This window comes from Pseudomonas sp. RIT-PI-r (assembly GCF_001297015.1).
Lineage (GTDB): Bacteria > Pseudomonadota > Gammaproteobacteria > Pseudomonadales > Pseudomonadaceae > Aquipseudomonas.
Genome location: NZ_LIGE01000042.1, coordinates 82,080 through 106,213, shown reverse-complemented (window position 1 = coordinate 106,213; position 24,134 = coordinate 82,080). Strand labels below are relative to the sequence as shown.

The 24,134-nt window shown below is 59.8% G+C and carries 24 protein-coding genes and 2 pseudogenes; 12 read left to right on the top strand and 14 right to left on the bottom strand.

What is annotated here, in order from left to right:
• Positions 1-127 precede the first annotated feature (127 nt).
• Both AK821_RS31485 and AK821_RS31480 read right to left on the bottom strand, forming a co-directional pair.
• Positions 128-853: a methyl-accepting chemotaxis protein gene (locus tag AK821_RS31485; protein ID WP_437180761.1), complete on the bottom strand. Its 726-nt coding sequence runs from the start codon at positions 851-853 to the stop codon at positions 128-130.
• 132 nt (positions 854-985) lie between these two features.
• Positions 986-1,762, bottom strand: a pseudogene (locus AK821_RS31480) (MCP four helix bundle domain-containing protein); the annotation flags it as partial.
• Positions 1,763-1,987: 225 nt separating this feature from the next.
• Between AK821_RS31480 and sodC the strand changes: the two are divergent.
• The 3 genes from sodC to AK821_RS25595 all read left to right on the top strand — a co-directional run bounded on the left by sodC (position 1,988) and on the right by AK821_RS25595 (position 3,466).
• Positions 1,988-2,509: a superoxide dismutase family protein gene (gene sodC / locus AK821_RS25605; RefSeq protein ID WP_064392689.1), complete on the top strand. Its 522-nt coding sequence runs from the start codon at positions 1,988-1,990 to the stop codon at positions 2,507-2,509.
• 160 nt (positions 2,510-2,669) lie between these two features.
• On the top strand, positions 2,670-2,984 hold the full coding sequence (locus AK821_RS25600) for a DUF2388 domain-containing protein (protein ID WP_008082402.1): 315 nt from the start codon (positions 2,670-2,672) through the stop codon (positions 2,982-2,984).
• A gap of 80 nt (positions 2,985-3,064) precedes the next feature.
• Positions 3,065-3,466 (top strand): hypothetical protein, encoded by a 402-nt coding sequence (locus AK821_RS25595; protein ID WP_177330981.1) that lies wholly within the window; start codon positions 3,065-3,067, stop codon positions 3,464-3,466.
• On the opposite strand, the gene ligD is transcribed toward AK821_RS25595, so the two are convergent.
• From ligD to AK821_RS25580, 3 genes and pseudogenes are all read right to left on the bottom strand, one after another.
• Positions 3,467-6,058, bottom strand: a complete 2,592-nt coding sequence (gene ligD / locus AK821_RS25590) for a DNA ligase D (protein ID WP_064392687.1) — start codon at positions 6,056-6,058, stop codon at positions 3,467-3,469.
• A gap of 17 nt (positions 6,059-6,075) precedes the next feature.
• The gene (locus AK821_RS25585) at positions 6,076-7,029 is read right to left on the bottom strand and encodes a methyltransferase (RefSeq protein ID WP_064392685.1); all 954 of its coding nucleotides are present in this window, start codon (positions 7,027-7,029) and stop codon (positions 6,076-6,078) included.
• Positions 7,030-7,040: 11 nt separating this feature from the next.
• Positions 7,041-8,416, bottom strand: a pseudogene (locus AK821_RS25580) (iron-containing redox enzyme family protein).
• Between the two features lie 257 nt (positions 8,417-8,673).
• Between AK821_RS25580 and AK821_RS25575 the strand changes: the two are divergent.
• Positions 8,674-9,132 (top strand): REP-associated tyrosine transposase, encoded by a 459-nt coding sequence (locus AK821_RS25575; RefSeq protein WP_064392684.1) that lies wholly within the window; start codon positions 8,674-8,676, stop codon positions 9,130-9,132.
• Positions 9,133-9,224: 92 nt separating this feature from the next.
• Here AK821_RS25575 and AK821_RS25570 read toward each other — a convergent pair whose 3' ends face one another.
• Positions 9,225-9,992, bottom strand: a complete 768-nt coding sequence (locus AK821_RS25570) for a tellurite resistance TerB family protein (protein ID WP_064392682.1) — start codon at positions 9,990-9,992, stop codon at positions 9,225-9,227.
• A 261-nt stretch (positions 9,993-10,253) separates the two neighbouring features.
• Here AK821_RS25570 and pcsA point away from each other — a divergent pair, with 261 nt between their 5' ends.
• On the top strand, positions 10,254-10,976 hold the full coding sequence (gene pcsA / locus AK821_RS25565) for a phosphatidylcholine synthase (RefSeq protein WP_064392680.1): 723 nt from the start codon (positions 10,254-10,256) through the stop codon (positions 10,974-10,976).
• 147 nt (positions 10,977-11,123) lie between these two features.
• Here pcsA and AK821_RS25560 read toward each other — a convergent pair whose 3' ends face one another.
• Together AK821_RS25560 and AK821_RS25555 are read right to left on the bottom strand one after the other, a co-directional pair.
• Complete coding sequence (locus AK821_RS25560) at positions 11,124-11,936, bottom strand: class I SAM-dependent methyltransferase (protein ID WP_064392677.1); 813 nt, start codon at positions 11,934-11,936, stop codon at positions 11,124-11,126.
• Positions 11,937-11,969: 33 nt separating this feature from the next.
• On the bottom strand, positions 11,970-12,242 hold the full coding sequence (locus tag AK821_RS25555; protein WP_064392676.1) for a DUF4242 domain-containing protein: 273 nt from the start codon (positions 12,240-12,242) through the stop codon (positions 11,970-11,972).
• A 226-nt stretch (positions 12,243-12,468) separates the two neighbouring features.
• On the opposite strand from AK821_RS25555, the gene AK821_RS25550 reads away from it, so the two are divergent.
• Entirely contained in the window at positions 12,469-12,930 is a 462-nt protein-coding gene (locus AK821_RS25550) for a GNAT family N-acetyltransferase (RefSeq protein WP_064392675.1), read from the top strand.
• A gap of 17 nt (positions 12,931-12,947) precedes the next feature.
• Here AK821_RS25550 and AK821_RS25545 read toward each other — a convergent pair whose 3' ends face one another.
• From AK821_RS25545 to AK821_RS25535, 3 genes are read right to left on the bottom strand one after another with little or no spacing between them, the layout of a single operon-like run.
• Positions 12,948-14,159, bottom strand: coding sequence for a cytochrome c biogenesis protein DipZ (locus AK821_RS25545; RefSeq protein WP_064392674.1), 1,212 nt, complete (start codon positions 14,157-14,159; stop codon positions 12,948-12,950).
• Between the two features lie 37 nt (positions 14,160-14,196).
• A complete protein-coding gene (locus AK821_RS25540) occupies positions 14,197-14,493 on the bottom strand; it encodes a hypothetical protein (protein WP_064392673.1) in 297 nt (98 codons plus the stop codon).
• A gap of 29 nt (positions 14,494-14,522) precedes the next feature.
• Positions 14,523-14,786, bottom strand: coding sequence for a DUF2790 domain-containing protein (locus AK821_RS25535; protein ID WP_064392672.1), 264 nt, complete (start codon positions 14,784-14,786; stop codon positions 14,523-14,525).
• Positions 14,787-15,085: 299 nt separating this feature from the next.
• Here AK821_RS25535 and AK821_RS25530 point away from each other — a divergent pair, with 299 nt between their 5' ends.
• Complete coding sequence (locus tag AK821_RS25530; protein ID WP_064392669.1) at positions 15,086-15,826, top strand: response regulator; 741 nt, start codon at positions 15,086-15,088, stop codon at positions 15,824-15,826.
• Entirely contained in the window at positions 15,823-17,130 is a 1,308-nt protein-coding gene (locus AK821_RS25525; protein WP_064392667.1) for an ATP-binding protein, read from the top strand. The genes AK821_RS25530 and AK821_RS25525 overlap by 4 nt, the downstream gene beginning before the upstream one ends.
• 114 nt (positions 17,131-17,244) lie before the next feature.
• Here the strand turns inward: AK821_RS25525 and AK821_RS25520 are convergent, their stop codons facing one another.
• Together AK821_RS25520 and AK821_RS25515 are read right to left on the bottom strand one after the other, a co-directional pair.
• A complete protein-coding gene (locus AK821_RS25520) occupies positions 17,245-17,997 on the bottom strand; it encodes an HvfC family RiPP maturation protein (protein ID WP_064392665.1) in 753 nt (250 codons plus the stop codon).
• The gene (locus tag AK821_RS25515) at positions 17,990-18,829 is read right to left on the bottom strand and encodes an HvfB family MNIO-type RiPP peptide maturase (protein ID WP_064392664.1); all 840 of its coding nucleotides are present in this window, start codon (positions 18,827-18,829) and stop codon (positions 17,990-17,992) included. Before AK821_RS25515 ends, AK821_RS25520 begins: the two co-directional genes overlap by 8 nt.
• Before the next feature lie 284 nt (positions 18,830-19,113).
• Between AK821_RS25515 and AK821_RS25510 the strand changes: the two genes are divergently transcribed.
• The 3 genes from AK821_RS25510 to AK821_RS25500 all read left to right on the top strand — a co-directional run bounded on the left by AK821_RS25510 (position 19,114) and on the right by AK821_RS25500 (position 22,174).
• Positions 19,114-19,926, top strand: a complete 813-nt coding sequence (locus tag AK821_RS25510; protein WP_064392661.1) for a hypothetical protein — start codon at positions 19,114-19,116, stop codon at positions 19,924-19,926.
• Positions 19,927-20,168: 242 nt separating this feature from the next.
• Positions 20,169-21,215 carry a class I SAM-dependent methyltransferase gene (locus AK821_RS25505; RefSeq protein WP_064392659.1) on the top strand — a complete coding sequence of 349 codons (1,047 nt, stop codon included), beginning with the start codon at positions 20,169-20,171 and terminating at the stop codon, positions 21,213-21,215.
• A gap of 110 nt (positions 21,216-21,325) precedes the next feature.
• Complete coding sequence (locus tag AK821_RS25500; RefSeq protein WP_064392658.1) at positions 21,326-22,174, top strand: NAD-dependent protein deacetylase; 849 nt, start codon at positions 21,326-21,328, stop codon at positions 22,172-22,174.
• An 86-nt stretch (positions 22,175-22,260) separates the two neighbouring features.
• On the opposite strand, the gene AK821_RS25495 is transcribed toward AK821_RS25500, so the two are convergent.
• Entirely contained in the window at positions 22,261-23,142 is an 882-nt protein-coding gene (locus AK821_RS25495; protein WP_064392657.1) for a LysR family transcriptional regulator, read from the bottom strand.
• A 272-nt stretch (positions 23,143-23,414) separates the two neighbouring features.
• Between AK821_RS25495 and AK821_RS25490 the strand changes: the two genes are divergently transcribed.
• The gene (locus tag AK821_RS25490) at positions 23,415-24,113 is read left to right on the top strand and encodes a CoA transferase subunit A (RefSeq protein WP_007919568.1); all 699 of its coding nucleotides are present in this window, start codon (positions 23,415-23,417) and stop codon (positions 24,111-24,113) included.
• The last annotated feature ends 21 nt before the right edge of the window (positions 24,114-24,134 follow it).

Below are 24,134 nucleotides of genomic sequence, written 5' to 3'. Positions count from 1 at the left end.
CAAGCCCGCTCCCACAGGGTTCGATGTTGTGAATGCAATTGTGTTTACACCACCGCCCACTGTGGGAGCTGGCTTGCCAGCGATGAGGCCTGTTCAGACACCGAAACCGCATTTGACCCAACGGCTATCACAACCGAAACCGATCCACCGATTGCGCCAACTGCCCCGCCAGGCTCGACAGCTCATCGGTGGTATTCGCCGTTTGCCCGATCACCCGGCTGTTGCCCTCGGACATCCCCGCGATCATTTCCACCTGATGGGCAATCTCGTTACTGGCCTGGCTCTGCTCGCCAATCGTGCGGGTGATGTCGTTGACCAGTTGTGTCGTGCTCAACGTCGCCTCGAGGATTTCGCGGATGGCGCGCTCGACATCAGCCGTCACCGCCATGCCCTTGTCGACCTGTGCAACACCTGCCTCCATGCTGCTGACCGCCTCGCGGGTGCTGTGCTGAATGCGTGCGACCATCGCGGCGATTTCCTGGGTCGAGGCGCTGGTGCGCGCCGCCAGACTGCGCACTTCGTCCGCGACCACCGCAAAGCCCCTGCCCTGCTCGCCGGCACGAGCCGCTTCAATGGCGGCATTGAGCGCCAGCAGATTGGTCTGGTCGGCAATGCTCTTGATCACCTGAATGATGTTGAAAATGCCTTCGGATTCCTGATCCAGTGTGCGGATGACCTGTGCCGACTGTTGCGCCGAGCGCGCGATATCGTCCATGTCGCTGACCACTTGATGAATCACCCCACCGCCCTCTTTCGCCAGGGTTTCGGCTTGATTGGCCATGCTCAGGGCTCGTTCGGCGTGACGGGTGATTTCCTCGATGCTCGCGGTCATCTGGCTGGCGGCGGCGGCCATGGTGCCGGCGGCGACACTTTGTTGCTGGCTGCTGTCGGCAACCTGATGGCAGCCCTGACTGAGTCGTGCGCTCATGCCGCTGACGCCGTGAGCGTTGCGTCGCACCACGTCGATCATGTTGCGCAGATCGCGCTGCATGGTCGCCAAGGTGCGAATCAGCGCACTCGCTTCATCCTTGCCGGACGGCTCGGCGATGGGTTCGCCGAGGTTGCCGTGAGCGATGCTGTCGGCGATGCGGCTGGCGGTTTTCAGTGGCCCCATGATGCTGCGTATCACCCAGCGTCCCTCCACCAATAGCAGCAGCAGACCGGCAAGCAACACCACACCAAGCGCAATATTGGCATTGCGGATGGCGGCTTCGGTACCTGCGCTGGTCTGCCGGGTATTGGTTTCGATCAGTTCACTTAACGCAGCCATCTGCTCTTCAAGTTGGCCGAATGCGGTATTGAACGAACCGAGTTCCTGTTGCGCGGTATCCGGATTATCCAGCGCCAGGCCGACAATCCGCTCGCCCGCATTGATGTAGATGTCGAGACTCGGTTTTATCTGCTCCAGCGCTGTACGCAATGCAGCATTGATCGGCAATTTGAGGTTCTCATCGAGCACTTCGCGAAAGTGCCCCGCGTGCTCGTCAATCGACTCGCGCACCTCGGTCGCCGTGCTGGTGCTTTTGCCCAGCCCGACCAACATGGCCGAATAGACATCGGCGCGCAGGGCGTCATGCATCATGTCGGCTTCCATGTGGTTGCGCAGCGCGCTCATGCTGACCGCGTTGTCGCTGACCGCTGCAGCCATCCGCTGGTTGCCGACGTAACTGACCAGACTCACGATCACTGCCGTCAGCAGACTTGTCACAATCAGCAACACTAAACGCAGTTTGATCGACACCGGGGTTTCCTCCTTGGCCATGCCTGCAAACGCCTGTCAGACCTTCAGTTAAGCCTATTTGCGCAGGTCTGCCGTGCCAGAGCGTGTCAGCAGGTGTCGGCATGAGGGCCAAATGTCGCAAAACTTTCGCATTGAGCGGCAAGTCTCACTTTGCAACGCAGGCGTACAACGCCTTCATCGCCGGTTAATGCCGGCAGGCTATTGAGTCCGCCGTTCTGAACACTCATGCAGCAAAGGGAGACGCCTATGAAACGCGTATTGTGGTTGGGTCTGCTTGGCACTTTGGCCATCGGCAGCGCACAGGCGGCGACGGAAAAAGTCGCCATCAATCTGGTCAGCGCCGACGGTGCGCCGCAAGCGATCGGCTCGGTCACCATCAGCGAAACCGCGTATGGCCTGTTGTTCACCCCGGATCTGAAGTCCCTGCCGGCCGGCATCCATGGCTTCCACGTCCATGAGAACGGCAGTTGCGAAGCCGCGATGAAGGATGGCGTGAAAGGCGCTGCACTGGCCGCTGGCGGGCATTTCGATCCACAGAAAACCGGCAAGCATCTCGGCCCTTACGCCGACGGCCATCTGGGCGACTTGCCAGCGGTTTACGTGACCGCTGACGGCATCGCCAACTACCCGGTACTGGCGCCGCGCCTGAAAAAGATCGCCGAGATCAAGGGCCATGCGCTGATGATCCATGCCGGTGGCGACAACCACGCTGACATGCCCAAACCGCTGGGCGGTGGCGGTGATCGCATGGCCTGCGGGGTGATCTGAGCCGTCGCCGTCTGAAGGCCGGGCAACCCGTAATCGCGTTGCCCGCGTCTGTTTTGCAATAACGCAGACTTTCCAGCCCCACGGAACTCCCGCCCGCCGCGCCCCTCTCACATTATGTAGTCCTTCCCTTTTTGCTTCGCGCTTGTGGAGGAACACCGTCATGCGCAAGTTAGTGCTCGTTTCTTCTTTACTCCTATGCCTGCCCGTTGGATCCGCTCTGGCCAAAGTCGACGCCGGAGATGTTGCCACCTCGGCCGGTGTCTCCGCGTCGCTGTACTCGACCTTCAAGGATCACAAAATGGTGATTCCGGCCCGTGACGACTTGTCTGCATTTGTCGCCAGTGGCGGGGCCATTCGTGGGGTTTATCTTGAGTCGGTGCTGCAACAGGTTCGCCAGGACAATCCTGGCCTGAACGCCAGTGATGAAGATCTCGCCAACGCGATTCTGGTGCATTACGAAGGCCTGAATCAGTAGCTGTCACGGATGAAGCAGCCGATGGACGGCCGCTGACGGCGCATAGGCAAAACTGTCCGACGGCCTCTATGATGGAGGCCATGACGACTTCCGCGCCTTTGCGCTCACCCTGCCCGCCCGGCGCCTGCATTTGCGGGCGCGATCCGTTGCTGGAGACACCCGGCGCGGATTTGCGCATCCTGCGCCTGACCCGCGAGGAGGAGAAAGTCCTGCTGGCGCGGCTGGAAAAACTCAAAGACCTTGCCGATCTCGAACACCTGCAACAACGCATGTATGAGCAACTGGGATTGCGCGTCGAAGTCGCTCCTGGTTTCAACGAAGTGCGCACCATGCGCGGCATTGCCATTCAGATCCAAGAGTTGCCGGGCCTGTGCCGCAAGACGCGCGCGGCCATCCCCACCGCCATTCGTCGGGGCTTGGAAAACCATCCCGAAATCGCCTTCGAACTGCTCAACGCCCACGACTTGCTGCGCAACACCTGATCACTTTTTCAGCCCGACCCGTTTGCGCATCTCGGCGGTGATGCTCTGCCGGGTTTTCTTCATCTCGGCCCATGGCGCGTCGCCGACCTCCGCCAGACGCTCGTGAACGTTATGCACGTTCCATTGATTTGCGCCCTTGATCTCGGCGACTTCCTCGCGAAACAGCGGCACCGACACCGGCAGACCTTCGCGGGTACGCGCGGCGTAAGCGCAGATGGTGGTGGCGCCCAGACCGTTGCGCAGGTAATCGATGAAGATCCGCCCGACACGGTTCTTTGGCCCGGACACCGCCGAAAAGCGGTCTGGCAACAGCTTGGCCATGTGGCTGACGATGGCGTGGCTGAAGTCCTTGACCTCATCCCAGCCGAGTTTGCGGGTCAATGGCACCACCAGATGAATGCCCTTGCCGCCACTGGTTTTAAGGAACGCTTTCAATCCCAGTTCATCGAGCACAGTCAGCGTCAGCGCTGTCGCTTCGACCATGCTTTTCCACGGCAGCGCCGGATCCGGGTCGAGGTCGAGGACGAAGCGGTCAGGCTTGTCCAGATCGACGGTGGTGGCGTTCCAGGTGTGCAGCTCGACGGTGCTCATCTGCACCGCGCCAATCAGCGCTTCGGCGTTGTTGATCAGCATCACCGGTTGTCCGGTGACGTCCTTGTCCAGCGTAGCGATACCGGGGATCGCCAAGCGTTCGGCGTTCTTCTGGAAGAACAACTCGCCGGCGATGCCGTCTGGCGCGCGCACCAGTGCCACCGGGCGCTCCTTGAGTTGCGGCAGGATCCATTCGGCGACGCTGGCGTAATACTCGGCGAGTTGCATTTTGGTGGTGCCACTGACCGCGTCGATCACGCGATCCGGGTGGGTGATGCGCACCTTGCCGCTGGCCAGTCCGAGCTGCGATGGCGCGCTCTCGGCATTGCTCGCCGGGGCTTTTTTCGTGGTTTTTTTCGCGGCGGGTGTCTTCTCTGCAGTCTTCACCGGTTTCGCTCGCTCCTCAGTGATGTCCCTGGCCGGCTTGTCATCGCGCAGACCATGGAACACGGCGTGGCGCACCGAACCGTCCTTGGTCATTTCGGCAAACGCGACTTCCGCCAGCAGTTTCGGCTTGAGCCAGTGCACGCCTTTGACCTCGAAACCGCTGGGCGGATTGACCACAGCGGCTTGCTTCACCTGCAAGGGTTTGAGTTGCGCCAGAATGCTTTTCAACGTCGACTCGTTGAAACCAGTGCCGACCTTGCCGGCATAGCGCAACTCTCCGCTGTCGCGATCATGCAGCCCCAGCAACAAGGCGCCGAACGCACTGCGCGAACCTTTCGGATCGGTGTAACCGACGATCACGAACTCCTGGCGATGCTTGCATTTGAGCTTGATCCAGTCGCCGCTGCGTCGCGACACATACGGCGAGCCAAGGCGTTTGCCGATCAGGCCTTCCATCTGCATCTGACAGGCACTGTTGAGCAACGCGTCCGGCGTTTCGTCAAAGGCTTCGGAGAAGCGCAACAACGGTTGCTCATGGCTGCCAAGCACCGTGGCCAATGCGGCGCGACGTTCCTCGACCGGCACTTCACGCAGGTCGACCCCGTTGAGATACGGCAGATCAAACAGGTAGTAGAGGATGTTGCCGCTGCGCCCGGCCTCGAAAGCATTTTGCAGGGCCTGAAAATCCGGCACGCCTTGTTCATTGGCGACGACCATCTCGCCGTCAAGCCACGCTGACTCCAATCCCAGCGCGGCCAGCGCCTCAGCCTGTTGCGGCAGTTTGTGCGTCCAGTCGTGACCGTTGCGGGTAAACAGCTGCACCTGATCATGGTCAATGCGCGCCATGATCCGGTAGCCGTCGAATTTGATTTCGTAGCTCCACTGCCCTTCGGGCGCGCTATCGACCAAGGTGGCCAGCTCCGGCTTGATTTGTGCTGGCAGTTTGGCCTTGTGTGCGCCAGTGAGCTTGCCGCTCGCAGGTTTGCGGGTTTTCGCCGCAGGCTTGTTTAGCGGTTTGCTTTGCTCGGCGGCCAGTTTGGGTTTGCCGACGATGGTGCGCTCGCTCAGCACACTGTCCGGTTCGGCCACCAGCACGTCGTAATCATCCTGCGGGCGCGCGGCGCCGTCCTGATGCTTGATCAGAAACCATTGCTCTTTCTTGCCCGGCATGTGCGTGCGCACCAGGTTCCAGATGCCGCCGAGCTTCTCGCCCTGCAGCTCAAACTTGAGCTTGCCCTTGGCGTAGGCCTTGTGCGGATCTTCCTGCGGTATCCACACGCCACGATCCCAGACGATCACATCGCCCGCACCGTAATGCCCTTCGGGAATACTGCCCTCGAACGTCGCGTAATCCAGCGGATGATCCTCGACATGCACCGCCAGCCGCTTGACCTTGGGGTCGAGTGACGGCCCCTTCGGCACCGCCCAGCTTTTCAAGGCGCCATCGAGTTCCAGGCGAAAGTCGTAATGCAGGTGCGAAGCGTCGTGCTTCTGGATGCAGAACTGCAAGGCGTGCTCGGTGGCGGATTTGCGCCCCGAACGTTTGACGGCCGCCGGTTCTGATGTCGCCGAAAAGTCGCGCATGCGGTTGTAGTCGTCGAGGTTCCTGTTCATCGCGTGCCTGCCTTTTTTCAGCCGATTCGGGTCACCGTCAGCGCCACCACGGCGATTCGGTCTACCCGTTGATAACCGGGGTTGAGCAGTTCTTCGCCGAAGACATCCGGATCGAGTTCGCGGTACGTCCAGCCGAAGCGCTTCTCGTCCAGTCGAGGCAGCACGGTGTCGAGAAATGGATCGCGACCATCGACCATCGCCACACCGGTGTAGAGCAACAGCGAGCCGCCGGGTGCCAGTCGATTCAACGCCTGCTCGACAATGCGCAGCGACAGCCCCGCCCCCAGCGTCCCGCCACCGTGACGATAAGCGCGCTCTGCCGGATCGGCCATGTACGGTGGGTTGGCAACAATCAGATCGAACTCGCCCTCGGCACCCTGCAGAAGGTCACTGGCGTGCACTTCGACGTTGGCAACCTCCGCCAGTGCGGCGTTGATCGAAGTCAGGCGCAGCGCTGCGGGGTTGATGTCCAGCGCCAGCACTTGCGCCTCGCGACGGGCACGGCCGATCAGAATCGCGCCGACGCCCGCGCCACAACCGATGTCCACCGCGCGATGGATGGGCGCGAAGTTCTGTTGCAAGTGAGCGTGAATCAATTGCGCGAAACGATAGGTGTCCGGGCCGAAAAATACCGCGTCGGCCGCGTCGGTGGGGAACGCCGAATGCACGAACAGCAGATCATCCAGACTCGACCAGCGCACCCGGCTCTTGAGCTGACCGTCGTACGCATCAATCACTTGAGCGTCTTGCAGTTGCCGCTGTTCATCGGCCGACAACAACCCCGGCGCGAACGGCCGCGACCAGCCAAAAACGTCGCGCAAAGAGTCGGCCATCTGGCCCTCGTCACGCTGATTGACCCGCTGATGGGTCAACGGCGTCGGCGTAACAAACCGATAGCCGTCTGCCAACAAGCGCCGGCCCAGTTGCAGCAGCACAAGATCGTTGGGGCAGAGTTGCTCTTCCTGATTCATCGGTGATGTCCTTACGGCAGGCGGGATTTGAGTTCGATAAAACGGCGGGGAGCGAGGGGTCCGCCCGGTGCGCATGGCGCGCCCGGGCCAGCCCCGGGGTCAGAATCGCGGTCTGCGCCAGGTCGGCCTGACCTTGCAGCGCCGCGTTGAGCGCCTGTACGTCGGGATCTTGTTCAAGCCCTTCGATGGTCGCTGCGGCCTGACTGTGCCGTCGAACGGGTTTGGATTTATCCGAAGAGGTCCAGTCACCCGCAATCCAGTCGTGGACCAGTTGTTTCTCGTAGGCGTTGAATACGCCAAACATCGCCGCACCGTCGCCCGCGATCAGTTGCCAAAAGCGACTGGCCTGCGGGTCTTCGTGGCGTTTGATCCAGCCTTTGTTCTGCAACGCCTGCAGGAATCCGGGCAATTGCTCCGGTGCAGCCAGCCACTGATTGACGGTCTGCCCTTCGAAACGGCAGTAATCGGAATGCATATGCTGGGCGAACGGACATTTGCGCTCGAGCATCGCCAGCAACTCGTGCTCAAGGTCGAACCCTTCAATGATCGCGCGACTGCCCTGCCCCAGATCGTTGAGCCGATAGCCCAGCGCGACCCGGCGCAGAAATTCGCCGCGATCGGCCTCAAGCGGCAGTAGATCGAGCGCTGCCTGCACGGCTTTTTGCGCATGGCCGGTACTGGCATTGTCGATGGTCACATGCAGGGTGAAATAGTACGGATCGATCCCCAGTTCACTGAGTTCGTAACTGCTGATCAACAGGTGCAACGGCAGTTGTTCGTAGCCGAGGTTGTAGCCGATCACCTCGGGCAGGTAATCCGCGCCACAGACACCGAGAGCCAGTTGTATTGCGCCTTGCAGGTAGCGTTGATCATCGATGGCACTGCTGTCCTGCAAGTCGTGTTCAGCGAGCAGTTTGCGGTAGATCACCACATGATTCTGCGCCGGATTGCCATCGCCCAGTTCTTCCAGAAAAGTGCGCAGCAAGCCTTGGAAACGCGGGTCCCGCCAGCGCGGCAACAGGCCAGAAAGCCAGGCACCATCAACCAGTTTGGTCGGTGCCACCGCTTGCAGGAAATACAGCGCCTGCGCCTTGCCACGGAAAAATTGCCGTGGCCCACCGGCCTTGCGCTGTTGCAGATAGTCTGAGTATTGGCTGGCAACGTCGGCGCAATGTTCGGCTACCCAGGCATGCCAGGTCGTGGGGTCTTCGGGCAGGGAATCGGAAAGCTGCGCGGCGTGTTGCAGTTGCTCCTGCAGGAACGCCTGTGCGAGGTCTTGGGGATTATCATCACGCAACAACGCGTCATATATCTGGCGGACGTTCCCGCCGCCGTTCATCACGTGCGGTTTATCGGTCGCGGTGTGCAAGCGTGTCAGGACAGTCATGGCAAATATTCCCGGTCGGTTGGCAGGACGCTGTTGCACGCGCCTCTACAGCAGCAGAGAGGCAGCGCCTGCGAAAAATTCAATCGACGTGAAAATTGCCCGGACGGACGGCCACCTGCGCGATCCTCGCACCCATTGAATTCCTCTGTAGGAGCTGCCAAAGGCTCCTACAGGGTTACATCGTGCAATGGGTTGAGTTCGCGTAACGGTTAGGGATTGCTAACGTTCAGGGACGATGTTTTGGGGAGGGCAAAGGAATGCCTACTGCTGCAAAGGCGTGTGGATTACGCAAAGGACGTTATAGCGAGGCTGGACGTATTTATCTGCTCACCGCCGCCGTTCACGAACGTCAGTCAGTATTTTCGGATTGGTGTTTGGGAAGACTGCTGGTAGAGCAAATGCGTGCAGCCAGTGACGAGGGAATGGTTCAGTCGCTGGCGTGGGTGGTGATGCCGGATCATCTGCATTGGCTGATCGAATTGAAACAAGGTTCATTGGCAGCGCTCATGTGCCGCGTCAAATCGCGCAGTTGTCGTTCGATCAATCTCAAGCGCGGCAGTCAGGGACGGTTATGGCAACGCGGTTACTACGACCGGGCGTTGCGTCGCGATGAAGATCTTAAAGCGGCGGCCCGATATATCGTTATGAACCCGATACGCGCCGGATTGGTTCGGCGTGTGGGGGACTACCCGTTATGGGATGCCATCTGGTTTTGAAGATCAAAAGATCGCAGCCTTCAGCAGCTCCTACATGGAATGATGTACACCCTGTAGGAGCTGCCGAAGGCTGCGATCTTTTGATGTTGCTTTCAGGCCTGGCCCTTGGCTTGCTGCTCGAGATGCACCTGCAAATCCGGGTCGATCTGCAAGGCGGCTGCCAGTTCATCCAGATAGCTGCGCTCGGCGTCCTGTTGGTCGTCCACCAGCATCACGCTGGCGAGGTACATTTCGGCGGCGACAGCCGGGTCACCGTTTGCCGACTGCGCCACCTCGTTTGCGTCCAGCGGTTTGCTGACTTCGGCGTCGAGCCATTGCTGCAATTGCGGATCATCGGTGTGCTTGCCGATTTCTCTGCTGATCAGGTCTTTTTCGGATTTATCGATACGCCCGTCAGCCTTGGCCGCCGCGATCAATGCGCGCAACACCGCGTGGCTGTGCTCCTCGACTTCCGGGCCGGCAAGCAAATTCGCCGTTTGCGGGATCTGTTGCGGGGCCGCGCTGGCCTGGCTGCGTTGCCAGGCCTGATACGCCTGAAAGGCCATCATTCCCAGCGATGCCAGCGCCGCATAGTTGGTGCCGCCGGAGCGGCTTTGCGTGCCGCCACCGCCACCCAGCGCCCCACCCAAGGCGCCGCCAAGACCACCACCGGCACCGCCGCCGAGCAAACCACCGAGCAAGCCGCCCAAGCCGCCAAGTCCACCGGCAGATCCGCCGCCGCTGGCCGCGCCTGAGCCGCCACCGAGCAGGCCGCCCAACAACTCGCCTAAACCGTCTGACCCGCCAGCCGGGTTTGCAGATTGTTGTCCCGCCGAGGCCTGGCCTCGCAGCAGTTTTTCAAGCAAATCGCTGGTGTTCATGACGTCATCCTCAGGCAAGGGCAGTGACTGCGTCTGGCAACGATAGACCCCTTAAGCCATTGCGCCAGCACCGTTTGGCTGAGACTCAAAGCGCCAACGGATTTCGCCCGCGTTTTTTTTCGCCGGGCAGCTAAGATTCAAGGATGGTGAACCTTATCCCGGCCAGACCGGTCGATAGCTGCAACCCCGACCCGGTTTGCCGGCGCCCTTGTTGCCCAAGGGTGATACCCGGCCTGCTTCATTTTTTTGGAGAACGCCCCTGTGATATCGACCGTACACATCGCCAGGCTCAAAGCATGGGGCGCCCATGGTTTTACCGCGACTGGCGTGGTCACTGCCTTTCTGGCCACTCTCGCCCTGTTGGAAAACCAGCCGACCCACTGCCTGATGTGGCTGGGCGTGGCGCTGATCGTTGATGGCCTCGACGGCGCACTGGCGCGAAAGGTCAACGTGCAATCGGTGCTGCCGAGTTTCGACGGTTCGATCCTCGATCTGGTGATCGATTACCTGACATACGTGTTCATCCCGGCGCTGTTCATCTATCGCTACATTCCGCTGCCCGATTACACCTTGCTGCTGACCGTGTCGCTGATTCTGGTGTCGTCGCTGTTCTGCTTCTGCAACGTCAATATGAAGAGCAAGGACAACTACTTTGTCGGGTTTCCTGCTGCGTGGAATGTGGTCGCGCTGTGCCTGTACATCATCGGACCGGGGCCGTGGATCACTTTTCTGACGGTGATTGGCCTGGCATTGCTAACGGTGACACGGATGAAATTCCTGCATCCATTCCGTGTACGCCGGTTCATGCCGATCAACATTGCAGTGACGGCGATCTGGCTGCTGTGCAGTCTGTCGCTGGTGCTCAACCACCCGATGATCAACCCGTTGGTGATGGGGCTGTGGTTGCTGATGTCGGCGTACTTTCTGGGGATCTGCATCTGGCGCACGGCGCTGGAGTGGTTTGAGCGGCCGCAGGTGAAATAGACTCCAGAACCCAACACACATCCAATGTAGGAGTGAGCCTGCTCGCGATAGCGGTCTGTCAGCTGAATATTTTTTTACTGAACGACCGCTATCGCGAGCAGGCTCACTCCTACACGGATCGCAATAGATTCGAAAACCGGGTGTAACTCAGCGTTTAGTGATCACCACCTCCAGATACTCACTTGGCACCACCAACGAACCCTCCCCCGCCCGATTCAAACGGTTGAGCAAATCCGCCAGATCACTTTCCAGCGCCTGTCCGCTTTCCGGCGGCAGTGCCGCGAAGGCCTTGTGCACCGGCCCGTACCAATGGCGGAAAATATCGATGAAATGCGCGGCCGAACGATAGCGAAAATTGAACTCGCGGCGCATCACGCGCACCAGAAAATCACGATCATCGAAGTGCTTGTGCAACCACGCATCCGAGCCCCAGTTCGATGGCGGTTGCGCGCCAGCGGGCGGAGGCAGGTGGCGGCCGAGGATTTTGAACATCTGGCCGACGAAGCCTTCCGGGGTCCAGTTGGCCAGACCGATCCGACCGCCTCGGCGACAGACGCGTCCCAACTCGGCAGCAGCCTTGTTCTGATCCGGCGCAAACATCACGCCAAAGGTCGACAGCACGGCGTCGTAGCTCTCATCGGCAAACGGCAATGCCTCGGCGTCAGCAACTTGAAACGTCACGTCGAGATGCTCAGCGCGGGCACGATCCTGGCCGCGTTCCAGCAGCGCTGCGACGTAATCTGTCGAGGTGACCAGGCAACCGCGCCGCGCCGCCGCCAGCGTTGCATTACCGTTGCCGGCAGCGACGTCCAGCACCTCCTCATCGCAACGCAGGTCGCAGGCTTCGGCGAGGTTTTCGCCGACGATTTGCAACGTCGTGCCAATCACGGCGTAGTCGCCACTGGCCCAGGCGACTTTCTGGCGTTCCTTCAGGGCAGTCAGATCAATCGGGGTACTCATAAGAGTGAACTCCGCTGCGGGTGGGATCGGTGATCATTCGGCCGTCGTCGGATCGATGACCGTCACCACACGCGCCACACTGTTGGCCGGAAAACCACCGAGCCTGGCGTGTTCGCGTACCTGCTCTTCATCAGGTGCGATGTACACGCAATAGATCTTGTCAGCGGTGACGTAACTTTGCAGCCACTGCACTTGCGGGCCGAGTTCGCGCAATACATCACAGGACGTTTTCGACACGGCTTTGAGTTCTGCTTCCGACAGCTTCCCGGCCCCTGGAATCTCGCGTTCAATCACGAATTTAGGCATGGCAACCTCGCGCTCTTGTTATGGGGCAAGGCCGGCAGTGACCCTGCTCAAGCACTATCGCGCCGAGACCGCACGGCGTCCCCGCCAATCGTCTGGCAACCCCCGAAAACAGTGGGTTCGCCGATGAATGGTGAGAATCTGTAAAACCTCTGGAACACCTTGAGGATTGCCAAGGTTGGGGGGATTGGTTTCTGATGCTCCCTCGCTTCTGGAACGGACTCGACTGATGTCACTGAAACTCGATTGGCTCGCGCATCACATGCACCACAGCGACCGTTATGCTCAATGGATCCACCAACAATTCCCTTACGAATACGTCGACCACCCGCTGGCCGAGTGGCAACGTGAGTTCGCCGAAGGCCAAGGCAATGGTGACTGGTCCTGCCTGATCGCCATGCACGGTGAACACCTTGTCGGCGGCGCCGCGCTGGCACGCGATGACCTCGCCCTGCGTCCTGATCTCGGCCCATGGCTGGCCTGCGTCTTCGTCAGTCCTGAAGCGCGCGGACAAGGTCTGGCGGAACGTTTGATTGAAGGGGTTTGTCAGGAGGCGAAAGACTGCGGATTTGCGCGTCTGTACCTGCACACGCAAAACAAGCAGGACTACTACGCCAAACGCGGCTGGCAGGTGCTGGAACGTTTTCACGCCTGGGACAACGAACAATGGCTCATGGTGCGCGACCTCTGAGCCATTGGTTTCACTGATCAGGCCGCAGGCGCCTTCGCCTCTTGCAGCAACTGCTGGATCATCTGCTCCTGCCCTTCGTAGCGACCTTCGCCGAAGTGGCTGTAACGCACCTGCCCCTTGGCGTCGATCAGGTAATGCGCCGGCCAGTACTGATTGTCGAAGTTGCGCCAGATCGCATAGTTGTTGTCGATGGCCACCGGGTAGGTGATGCCGAGTTTTTTCACCTGATCTCTGACGTTGTCGATGATCCGCTCATAGCCGTATTCCGGGGTGTGGACACCGATCACCACGAGACCGTCTTTTTCGTATTTCTTTGCCCAGTCTTTGACGTACGGCAGGGTGTGCTGGCAGTTGATGCAGTCGTAGGTCCAGAAGTCCACCAGCACCACTTTGCCGCGCAGAGATTCAGCGTTCAGCTCGGGCGAGTTCAGCCATTGCACCGCGCCGGAAAGTGACGGCATCGCCCCTTTGCCCTCCTCCATCGGCGAGTCCGCACGGACTTTGCTGACAAAGTAGTCGACCACTCTCGGCACGTTTTCCAGCACGCTTTTCTCGACGCTGACCACGCCTTGGGAGGACGTGGTCGCCAGCAAGGTTTTATCGAAGCCGCTGGCAATGACCGCCGCCGTCGCGAGTACCGCAACACCGGCACCGCGGCGCAACCAACCGGTGAACGGTATCGACAGTTTCAGCCGATTGACCAGACCGCGCCCGGCAAAAATCAAGGTCCCCAGCGACAACGCACTGCCGACACCATAGGCCAGCAGCAACAGGCTGGTCTGCGCGTTGGCGCCTTGCAGCATGGCACCGGTGAGGATCACGCCGAGAATCGGCCCGGCGCACGGTGCCCACAGCAGCCCCGTGGCCACGCCGAGCATGATCGAGCTCAACGGCCCGGCCTTTTTCCGGGTGTCCGGGTCGAGGCGATTGCCGAGCATCACCAAGGGGCGCGTCAGCCAGTCGCCGACGCGTGCCGAGATCAGCGACAGGGCGAATACGCTCATCACGATCAGTGCGACGTAGCGCCCGCTGTTGCTGGCCTGGATTACCCATTCGCTGCTGACCACAGCGAGGCTGGAGATCAGCGCGAAGGTCAGGGCCATGCCGCCGAGGGTCAGCAGAATCGAGGCGCGGCTGCGTTGCGCACCGGCAAACAGAAACGGCACCACCGGCAGGATGCAGGGGCTGAGCACGGTCAGCAGACCGCCGAGGAATGCGATGAGGTACATAGTGAGTCACCCTTGATCAATGAATGTAACAAGCCATTCAAACGTTCTGGCTTTCCAGCCAATGGCTCTGCGGCGTACGGCTGGCGCCGTTCTCGGCAAACATCTGGCCCTGCGGCGTGCGGCTGGCGCCGTCGGCTGCAAACATCTGGCCCTGTGGCGTGCGGCTGGCGCCGTCGGCTGCGATCAGGCCGTCGCTGCCCTGCTTGGCCACCGGCGTCAGCTGGAAGCAGGTGCCGCTGTGGCAGCTATGCTGTTCAACCGCAGCGTTGGCATGGGTGACGACGCCGGCCAGGGAGAAGGCGATGGCGGTCAAAAAACGCGATACGTTGTTCATGGCTGTTTCCTTCTATAAAGAGTGATGGCTTAGTTGTCGTTGTTGCAGCCGTCGGCGAATTTGCTGTAATCGAGCACGCGGGTCTGACCGGCCGAATCGAGGTAGGTCATGCGCGCCTCGACGATGCCGCAAGTCACCGAGTTGTCCTGTTTCAGCGAGAGCACTTTGTGGATATCCAGGTGGGTGCCGTAGGTGTAGGTTTGCGCGGTGACATCGGCTTCGGCGCGGGCCGACAGCGTGCAAATGTTCAGCGCAGCAAACAGGCAGGCGGCGATGACGGACTTGTTGTTCATGGCGTGTTCCTCAAGGCTTCAGTGGGTTTGAGCCGAGGCGATCTGTGTGTGCCTCGATGGAGCCTATTTGAGGCTCGCGAGGTATCGCGTCTGTGTCAGGAAAAGCCGCGTTTCAATCGCTGTGTATCCCTGCCATAGGGAGATACACAGCGATACAAAACCCTGGAAGAACCGCGTTTTTGCGTGCTCATGTATCCGTTGTCACGGCAGATACACTGCAATACAAAGGCAGGCAGGCGAGCCGCGCGAGGCTCGATAGACTGCACGGCATTCCCCTTTGATATAGAGGCTCGAACCCGATGGAACATGTCGATCACATTCTCATCGTCGACGACGACCGCGAGATCCGTGAACTGGTTGGTAACTATCTGAAGAAAAACGGCCTGCGCACCACGGTGGTCGCCGATGGCCGGCAGATGCGCAGTTTTCTCGAAGCCAACACCGTCGACCTGATCGTGCTCGATATCATGATGCCCGGCGACGATGGCCTGCAGCTGTGCCGCGAGCTGCGCGTCGGCAAACACAAGGCCACGCCAGTGTTGATGCTGACCGCGCGCAACGATGAAACCGACCGCATCATCGGCCTGGAAATGGGCGCCGACGATTACCTGACCAAACCGTTCGCCGCCCGCGAATTGCTTGCGCGGATCAACGCCGTGCTGCGCCGCACGCGCATGCTGCCGCCCAATCTGGTGGTCACCGAAGCCGGTCGTCTACTGGCTTTCGGCCGTTGGCAGCTGGACACCTCGGCGCGCCATCTGCTCGACAAGGACGGCACCATGGTCGCGCTGAGTGGCGCCGAATACCGTTTGCTGCGGGTATTTCTCGATCACCCGCAACGGGTGCTCAGCCGCGATCAGTTGCTCAATTTGACCCAGGGCCGTGATGCCGATCTGTTCGACCGCTCGATCGATTTGCTGGTCAGCCGTTTGCGCCAGCGTCTGCTCGATGATGCGCGCGAACCGGCCTATATCAAGACCGTGCGCAGCGAAGGTTATGTGTTCTCGCTGCCGGTCGAGATCCTCGGTGCCCCGGCATGAAGCTGAACCTGCACTGGCCGCGCACCCTCGCCTCGCGCCTGTCGCTGATTTTCCTGATCGGCTTGCTGCTGGCCCAGGCATTGTCGTTCGGCGCGCAGTATTACGAGCGTTACCAGAGCGCGAAGAACACCATGCTCGGCAACCTCGAAACCGACGTTTCGACCTCGATCGCCATCCTCGATCGCTTGCCCGCCGAAGAGCGTCCTGGCTGGCTCGAGCGTCTGGCGCGAAAAAATTATGGTTACCTGTTGAGCGAAGGCGAACCGGGCACGCCGATCAAGGCCGGGGATGTGCCGGTGGCCGTTACCTCGATCACCGAGGCCATCGGTGAGCGCTACCCGTTGACCTTCAGCGATATTCCCGGGCCGAAGAAACACTTTCAGGGCCACCTGCGACTGAGCGATGGCAGCCCGGTGACCATCGATGTACGCCCGGCGATGGCCCCGTTGTCGCCGTGGTTGCCGGTGGTCTTGCTCGGCCAACTGGCGCTGATGATCGCCTGTACCTGGCTGGCAGTGCGCATTGCGATCCGCCCGCTGACCCGCCTGGCCAACGCCGTGGAAACCCTCGACCCCAACGCCCACCCGGTCCACCTCGACGAAAAAGGCCCGACCGAAGTGGTCTACGCCGCCCGTGCGTTCAACGCGATGCAGGCGCGCATCGCTGCTTACCTCAAAGAACGCATGCAACTGCTGGCGGCGATTTCCCATGACCTGCAAACGCCGATCACGCGGATGAAACTGCGCGCCGAGTTCATGGACGACTCAGCGGAAAAAGACAAACTGTGCAATGACCTCGGCGAGATGGAGCATCTGGTGCGCGAAGGCGTGGCCTATGCCCGCAGCATTCATGGCTCGACCGAAGAAAGTCGGCGCACCAACCTGGATTCGTTCCTGGAAAGTCTGGTGTTCGACTATCAGGACATGGGCAAGGATGTGCAGCTAGTGGGCAAGAGCGAAGTGGTGGTCGACACCCGTCCGCATGCGCTGCGTCGGGTGTTGGTCAATCTCACCGACAACGCGCTGAAATTCGCCGGCAGCGCCGAAGTCTGGGTCGAAGCGAACAAGGGCAGCCTGGCGATTACCGTCATGGATCGCGGCCCGGGCATCGCCGAAACGCAACTGGCAAAAGTGATGGAACCGTTCTATCGCGTGGAAAACTCGCGTAATCGCGACACTGGTGGCACCGGCCTCGGCTTGGCCATTGCCCAGCAACTGGCCATGGCGCTGGGTGGTTCGCTGACCTTGAGTAATCGCGAGGGTGGCGGCTTGTGCGCTGAACTCAAGCTCCCTCTCCATTCTTGATATCTACAAATAAACCTGCTCACGAAGGCGTCCTGTCAGTCGATGTTCAAGTTGACTGACAGATCGCTTTCGCGAGCAGGCTCGCTCCCACAGGGTGCGGCGCGGTTCAAGTGTTCAAGATACCAGACCGATCACCTGGTCCTCATGCATCTGCTGCAACAACGCCAGCCCACTGTCCATGAACGAAGCGCTCGCCGACTGTCCGGCCTCCTGCGCCAGAGCTTGCAACTGTTCACGTCCCGTCAACGGCGCAAACTCGCTGATGCGCTGTAGCAACCGCCAGGCCAGCGGGCTCAATTCGGAAAACTTCACACTCCAGTCTGCCGTGCGCCGCACCAGCAACAGCGTCGGTTGCGCCGGTGGCGTGGCGGGTTGATTATTCGGCTCGAGTTGATGGACAGGCCAGACATACGCCAACGGCCAGGCCAACGCCGAGAGCTGCAGCGGGAGTTCCAGCAACAGCACCGGATCTGTCCATGACAGCACCTCAGCATCAGATTGCTGCAAGACCATCTCGACCCATTCGTAATGCGCCAGCTCCAGCAGGAACGCCGGCCACTGCCCCTCTCGCAACACCTGCGGTTGCGTCGCGAGATAGTCGAGAAACGTTTCGGCAATCTCGCCAAACTTCGGCGTCTGCGCCCGCCAGTCCCGCAAAAAACCGCGCACCAGCAAGCCCCAGCGTTGCTCACCGATGATGCGAATCAACACTGCAAACGTGCCGCTCAACAGTTGCGATACGTTGTTGAACACCAGATCGCGATAGACGTTAACCCGCGCCGCGTTCATGTCGACCGGCGGCGTTTGACGGTCGGGATCGCGCAAGTATCGGGTCAGCGCCTGTTGTTGCTGCAAGAGGTTATCCATGGTTGGCCTCCCGGGATTGCAGGTGGCGGATGATCTGCAGCTCTGCGACCAGTTCGGCGAATGCCGGAAAGTTGAAGTCTCGCTCCAGCAAGGTCGGCTGCGTGCCGAAGTGCCTGTAGGCCTCGGCCAGCAACGTCCACACCACGGGTTTCACCGAAGCCCCGTGTGTGTCGATTTTCAGCGAATCGGACTCGTCGAAGTGCCCGGCGACGTGCATACCCACGACCCTGCCCGGCTCGATCCCGGCGAGAAATGTCAGCGGATCGAAACCGTGATTGATCGAGTTGACGTAGACGTTGTTGACGTCCAGCAGCAGGTCGCAATCGGCCTCGCGCAGCACGGCATTGGTGAAGGTCACTTCATCCATGTCCTGACGCGGAGCCGCGTAGTAAGAGACGTTTTCCACGGCCAGACGCCGGCCGAGAACGTCCTGAGCCTGGCGAATCCGCGCCGCGACGTGGTGCACCGCCTCTTCGGTGAACGGCAATGGCAGCAAGTCGTAAAGATGCCCGTCATCGCTGCAATAACTCAGGTGTTCGCTGTACAGCGGCACGTGGTAATGATCGAGAAACACGCGCACTTCCTGAAGAAACCCGCTATCCAGCGGTGCCGAGCCGCCAAGCGACAGCGACAAGCCGTGACAGGACAACGGGTAACGCTCGGCCAACTCGCGTAAAGCCGCTCCGTGGGCACCGCCAACACCGATCCAGTTTTCCGGGGCGACTTCTAGAAAGTCGAAATCACCTGCGCTGGCGGCTTGCAGATCCTTGAGCAGGCCACGGCGCAGACCGAGTCCGACGCGCGAGGGCATTGATGATTTGGAGTTTGGCATGGACACCTCTGATGATGGCTGACCCATACAGTTGAAACGGTGGCTGTATCAGCGCTGTGTGCAGTCTCGGCAACTTTTGCCACGCCGTGTATCAACAGGTAATTGGGATACACGCCAATACAAGAAGCCAATTTCCAATTACCCAATCGCGATAAGAAAACAGCTTTTTACACCTGTCAGAGTTGACAGTATCGAACTTTCAAAATGCTTCTTAGACTCGAGAAACAACCTCAAAACCAAGAAGAGCGTTTATGTCTCGACAGCCGAATGCAACAGCAGGAACCATGACCGCGAAGAGTGTTGACGAGCCTGATTTCGTTGCCGATTCTCGGTTCGAGATCAGTCGCTTGCCAAATCATTGGCAAATATCGGCTGCTGACGCGTCAGAACAGGGTAATCGAGCGTTGTATATACACGTGCCGGCCAGCCTGCCTGATACTGGTATAGAAAAAACCTACCCGCTTAATGGGGATGACGGGGCGGAAAACGCTTGGATTCGTTATATTTCAGGTGACTTTATGGTGTCTTCGAGCACCGGTTCTCTGACGCTCCGATATTACGGCGACCAAGAGAAAATGGTGGGAACCTTTGATTTCGAAGGCGGGTTTGGCGGCAAGCGATTTCGGCTGACCGATGGTCACTTTGAAATGACCGGGTTAAAGGAACCGGGCGTTCACAGCACAAACTCGCTTACCGCAGACGTGACCGGTGCTTTTCCGGTGACGTACTCGACACAGACCCATCAGGTCGCTTTCTTACCGGACACTCAACAACTCGAACTATATGCCTCTGAACTGATCTGGAGCACTCTTGCGCCCCGTGTACACGCGCTCATACTGCGTCTTCCTGAGGGTACTAAAAAAGGTAGTTATAAAATCGGCAAATTTGGCGATCCGATTTATGCGTCCTACAACGTCCTCGCCGCCGACGGTAATCTTTTCCCATCCATTGAAGGAGACATTGAGTTGCTCGCAGACGCTTCTGTTGATCATCTGGAAGCTAATCTGCGCTTTACTGCGATCGCTGCAGGAGTCCCCGATAAAACATTGCAAATAGCCGATGGAAAAGTCATTTACAAGCGTATACCGGCCAAGTAACTGCGTTACGCCCTGAGGCACTTACTGATCACCCACAATCAGAGCAATCTGCGCGGGCAAAATGCTCCTCGAATTGCCCAGCAAGACTAGACTCTTAATTACCCTGTTCCCACAACAGGGCAACCGGGGCGATGGCACGCAGGACGCGGCTTTCGCTCGAATCCAAGACGACCACACCCCAGAGGTGTATGCCTGGGATAAGCAAGACCTCTGGATCGTGATCCAGGCACAGGAGCACCATCATGGACGAACTCAAACTTAACGAATTCATGGGCAAACTGGTCAATGACATGGGCGGTGCGGCAATGCTGGCCAATGTCATTGTCGGTGAGGAACTGGGACTCTATCGGGCCATGGCCGACAGTCAGCCGATCAGCCCCGAAGCCCTCGCGGTAAAAACCACCTGCAATCCACGGCTGGTGCGCGAATGGCTCAGTGCACATGCCGCGTCCGGCTACATGGAACACCGTGACGGCCAGTTTCGCCTGCCGGAAGAACAGGCACTGGCGCTCGCCGTGGAAGATTCACCGGTGTACATCGCCGGCGGATTAGGCGTGGTGGCGTCGTTTTTCCATGACAAGGACAAACTGGTCAAAGCCATGCGCGGCAATGGCGCCCTGCCCTGGGGTGATCACCATCCGTGCATGTTCACCGGCACCGAGCGGTTTTTCCGCCCAGGCTACAAGGGGCATCTGATCGCTGAGTGGCTGCCGGCGCTGGACGGTGTCGTGGGCAAACTCGAAAGCGGTGCCAACGTCGCCGACATTGGCTGCGGCCATGGCGCCTCGACGGTGATCATGGCGCAGGCGTTTCCCAACTCGCGCTTCGTGGGCTTCGACTACCACGCGCCGTCGATCACCGTCGCCACTCAGCGCGCTGAAGAAGGTGGCGTCAGCAACCGGGCGAAGTTTTTCCAGGGCACGGCGAAAAGCTATCCCGGTGATGACTATGACCTGATCTGCTATTTCGATTGCCTGCACGACATGGGCGACCCGGTCGGTGCCGCGCGGCATGCCTTCGAATCGTTGAAGGACGACGGCACAGTGTTGCTGGTCGAGCCATTCGCCAACGATACGCTGGACGACAACATCAACCCGGTCGGACGACTGTTTTATGCGGCATCGACGTTTATCTGCACGCCGAATTCGCTGTCCCAGGAAGTCGGATTGGGCCTCGGTGCGCAGGCCGGGGAAGTGCGCTTGCGCAAAGTGTTCAACGAGGCCGGTTTCAAACAATTCCGCCGTGCGACGCAAACACCGTTCAATCTGATACTGGAGGCGCGCAAGTAACGCTGCATAACCCTGTGGTTCTGCAAAAAACCTGTGGCGAGGGGGTTGCCCCCTCGCCACAGGGTCAGTGCTAATCTGCATGGCATCCCGCCGCCCCCGGAGTGCTGACCATGCTCGACAGCCCGACCCGCAAACACCTCGACACGTTGCAACAGGCGATGGCCGATGGCGATTTTCTGGTGCTGACCGGCGCTGGCATCAGTACGCCGTCGGGCATACCGGATTACCGCGACAGCGACGGTGTGCGTCGTGGCCGGCAACCGATGATGTATCAGGAATTCCTCGCCTGCGCCGAATCGCGTCGCCGCTACTGGGCGCGGGCGATGCTCGGTTGGCCACGGGTGCGTCAGGCGCAACCGAATGCGGCGCACGAAGCGCTGGCCGGTTTGCAGCGACATGGCTTGCTCCACGCCTTGATCACGCAGAATGTCGACACCTTGCACGATCAGGCCGGCAGCCATGACGTGATCGAATTGCATGGCAGCCTGCATCGGGTGGTGTGCCTGGATTGCGGTCAGCGCAGTGAGCGCGATTCGATTCAACGTTTGATGGAAATGCACAACCCGTATCTGGCAGGTGTCGATGCGGTGCTGGCGCCGGATGGCGATACGTTGCTCGATCCGGCGTTTGAAGGACGTTTTCAGGTGCCGCGCTGCCCGCATTGTGCAGGGGAACGGATGAAACCGGATGTGGTGTTTTTCGGCGAGAACGTCGCGCAGCCCACCGCCGCCCGAGCGATGGCCGCCGCCGAGAATGCGGCGGGTATGTTGGTGGTGGGTTCGTCGTTGATGGCATATTCCGCATTTCGCCTGTGCCGGGTGATTGCCGATCGCGGCAAACCGTTGATCGCGATCAACCTCGGCAAGACCCGTGCGGATGACCTGCTCGACCTTAAGATCGAAGCCTCCTGCGAACAACTTTTGCCGTTGCTCGCCCACCACCTGAATGCCCCCCTGTGAGCTGCCGCAGGCTGCGATCTTTTGATCTTGAACAACAACATCAAAAGATCGCAGCCTGCGGCAGCTCCTACTCGGAGGGGTGTGTTTCAGGCGTAGTGTTCCTGTTGGAGGATATCGAACAGTGCTTGCGCCGCTGCCGAGAGTTCATTGCCCGGTTCGGTCAGCACGCCGATGGCCCGTTCCACCGAGTCGTTGAGTGTCAGGCAGTGCGCGCCGAGTTCCAGCATCTGTTCGGCGCACAACGCTGGCACCGCGCTGACACCGAGTCCGCTGGCAACCATTCTGCCGACCGTTGCCAGTTGATGACTTTCAAACTCCACCGGCAACTTCTTTCCGCGCGCCTGCAAGTGCTCCTCCAGCATCACCCGCACCGTCGACGGCCGTTGCAAGGTAATGAACGGTTCCTGCAACAAGGTCTGCCAGTCAATCTCAGCGCGCTGCGCCAATGGTGAATCCTTTGGCACCACTGCGACGAAGCGATCCATGTACAACGGCGTAAATGTCATCGAAGTGTTCTGCATCGGCTCGAACGCTACGCCCAGTTCAACCTGACGGTCGCGGACCATTTCCAGCACCTGTTCATTGATGACGTCGTTGACCGTAACGTTGACGTTTGGATAACGCGCGCGAAACGTTTTCAGAATCGGCGGCAACAGGTTGCCGGCAAATGACGGCATCGCCGCCAGCGTCACGCGTCCGCGTTGCAGGCTGAAGCGCTGGCGCATTTCGTCTTCGGTGTTGTCCCAGTCGGCGATCAGCCGTCGCGCCAGCGGCAACAGCGATTCGCCTTCCGGGGTCAGCGCAACGTTGCGCGTGTTGCGGCTGAACAGGCGCCCGCCCAGGCCCTCCTCCAACGCCTTGATCGTCAGACTCAACGCCGATTGCGACAGGTGCAGACGCTCGCAGGCCACGGCGAAACTCAGGCTTTGAGCCACAGCGAGAAAGGCGCGAATCTGTTTGATGGTCATACTCAAACCTCAGGATCGTCGTTGATGATCGTTCCCACGCTCTGCGTGGGAATGCAGCCCGTGACGCTCCGCGTCACTGGACGCGGAGCGTCCCTATAGGCATTCCCACGCAGAGCGTGGGAACGATCAAGCGTTAAGCGGCAAGCCATAACGCGATTATTGAGCTTTATCAATCAATCAACCTTAAAAATCAACTTAACAAATATATCCTCCAGCGAGACACTCCAATCATTCGGCTAGCCAGCCGCCCGCAAATAATAAAAGAGGTGCATATGGCAGGTTTCGACAAGCGCGTGAGTTCCTATGAGGAAGCCCTGGCCGGGCTTGAGGACGGCATGACCGTCATCGCCGGCGGATTCGGTCTGTGCGGCATTCCGGAAAATCTGATCGCCGAGATCAAACGCAAAGGCACCCGCGACCTCACCGTCGTCTCCAACAACTGCGGCGTCGACGGTTTCGGCCTCGGCGTGCTGCTCACCGATCGTCAGATCAGCAAAGTCATCGCCTCCTACGTCGGCGAAAACAAGCTGTTCGAAGAGCAACTGCTCAAGGGCGACATCGAAGTCATCCTGACCCCGCAAGGCACCCTCGCCGAGAAAATGCGCGCGGGCGGCGCCGGCATTCCGGCCTTCTTCACCGCCACCGGCGTCGGCACCCCGGTCGCCGAAGGCAAGGAAGTGCGTGAATTCAAGGGTCGCAAGTACCTGATGGAAGAATCCATCACCGGCGACTTCGCCATCGTCAAAGGCTGGAAAGCCGACCACTTCGGCAACGTCGTCTACCGCCACACCGCGCAAAACTTCAACCCGCTGGCCGCCACCGCCGGCAAGATCACTGTGGTTGAAGTCGAAGAAATCGTCGAACCCGGCGAACTCGACCCCTCGCAGATCCACACCCCGGGCATCTACGTCGATCGGGTCATTTGCGGCACGTTCGAAAAACGCATCGAACAGCGCACCATCCGCAAATAATTCAGGCTGACGGAGAATAAC

Excerpts from the sequence above, each read along its gene's own strand:
- AK821_RS31485 (WP_437180761.1), bottom strand. The coding sequence starts at position 853 with ATGGCCGCCGCCGCCAGCCAGATGACCGCGAGCATCGAGGAAATCACC.
- sodC (WP_064392689.1), top strand. The coding sequence starts at position 1,988 with ATGAAACGCGTATTGTGGTTGGGTCTGCTTGGCACTTTGGCCATCGGC.
- AK821_RS25600 (WP_008082402.1), top strand. The coding sequence starts at position 2,670 with ATGCGCAAGTTAGTGCTCGTTTCTTCTTTACTCCTATGCCTGCCCGTT.
- AK821_RS25595 (WP_177330981.1), top strand. The coding sequence starts at position 3,065 with ATGACGACTTCCGCGCCTTTGCGCTCACCCTGCCCGCCCGGCGCCTGC.
- ligD (WP_064392687.1), bottom strand. The coding sequence starts at position 6,058 with ATGAACAGGAACCTCGACGACTACAACCGCATGCGCGACTTTTCGGCG.
- AK821_RS25585 (WP_064392685.1), bottom strand. The coding sequence starts at position 7,029 with ATGAATCAGGAAGAGCAACTCTGCCCCAACGATCTTGTGCTGCTGCAA.
- AK821_RS25575 (WP_064392684.1), top strand. The coding sequence starts at position 8,674 with ATGCCTACTGCTGCAAAGGCGTGTGGATTACGCAAAGGACGTTATAGC.
- AK821_RS25570 (WP_064392682.1), bottom strand. The coding sequence starts at position 9,992 with ATGAACACCAGCGATTTGCTTGAAAAACTGCTGCGAGGCCAGGCCTCG.
- AK821_RS25560 (WP_064392677.1), bottom strand. The coding sequence starts at position 11,936 with ATGAGTACCCCGATTGATCTGACTGCCCTGAAGGAACGCCAGAAAGTC.
- AK821_RS25555 (WP_064392676.1), bottom strand. The coding sequence starts at position 12,242 with ATGCCTAAATTCGTGATTGAACGCGAGATTCCAGGGGCCGGGAAGCTG.
- AK821_RS25550 (WP_064392675.1), top strand. The coding sequence starts at position 12,469 with ATGTCACTGAAACTCGATTGGCTCGCGCATCACATGCACCACAGCGAC.
- AK821_RS25545 (WP_064392674.1), bottom strand. The coding sequence starts at position 14,159 with ATGTACCTCATCGCATTCCTCGGCGGTCTGCTGACCGTGCTCAGCCCC.
- AK821_RS25540 (WP_064392673.1), bottom strand. The coding sequence starts at position 14,493 with ATGAACAACGTATCGCGTTTTTTGACCGCCATCGCCTTCTCCCTGGCC.
- AK821_RS25535 (WP_064392672.1), bottom strand. The coding sequence starts at position 14,786 with ATGAACAACAAGTCCGTCATCGCCGCCTGCCTGTTTGCTGCGCTGAAC.
- AK821_RS25530 (WP_064392669.1), top strand. The coding sequence starts at position 15,086 with ATGGAACATGTCGATCACATTCTCATCGTCGACGACGACCGCGAGATC.
- AK821_RS25525 (WP_064392667.1), top strand. The coding sequence starts at position 15,823 with ATGAAGCTGAACCTGCACTGGCCGCGCACCCTCGCCTCGCGCCTGTCG.
- AK821_RS25520 (WP_064392665.1), bottom strand. The coding sequence starts at position 17,997 with ATGGATAACCTCTTGCAGCAACAACAGGCGCTGACCCGATACTTGCGC.
- AK821_RS25515 (WP_064392664.1), bottom strand. The coding sequence starts at position 18,829 with ATGCCAAACTCCAAATCATCAATGCCCTCGCGCGTCGGACTCGGTCTG.
- AK821_RS25510 (WP_064392661.1), top strand. The coding sequence starts at position 19,114 with ATGACCGCGAAGAGTGTTGACGAGCCTGATTTCGTTGCCGATTCTCGG.
- AK821_RS25505 (WP_064392659.1), top strand. The coding sequence starts at position 20,169 with ATGGACGAACTCAAACTTAACGAATTCATGGGCAAACTGGTCAATGAC.
- AK821_RS25500 (WP_064392658.1), top strand. The coding sequence starts at position 21,326 with ATGCTCGACAGCCCGACCCGCAAACACCTCGACACGTTGCAACAGGCG.
- AK821_RS25495 (WP_064392657.1), bottom strand. The coding sequence starts at position 23,142 with ATGACCATCAAACAGATTCGCGCCTTTCTCGCTGTGGCTCAAAGCCTG.
- AK821_RS25490 (WP_007919568.1), top strand. The coding sequence starts at position 23,415 with ATGGCAGGTTTCGACAAGCGCGTGAGTTCCTATGAGGAAGCCCTGGCC.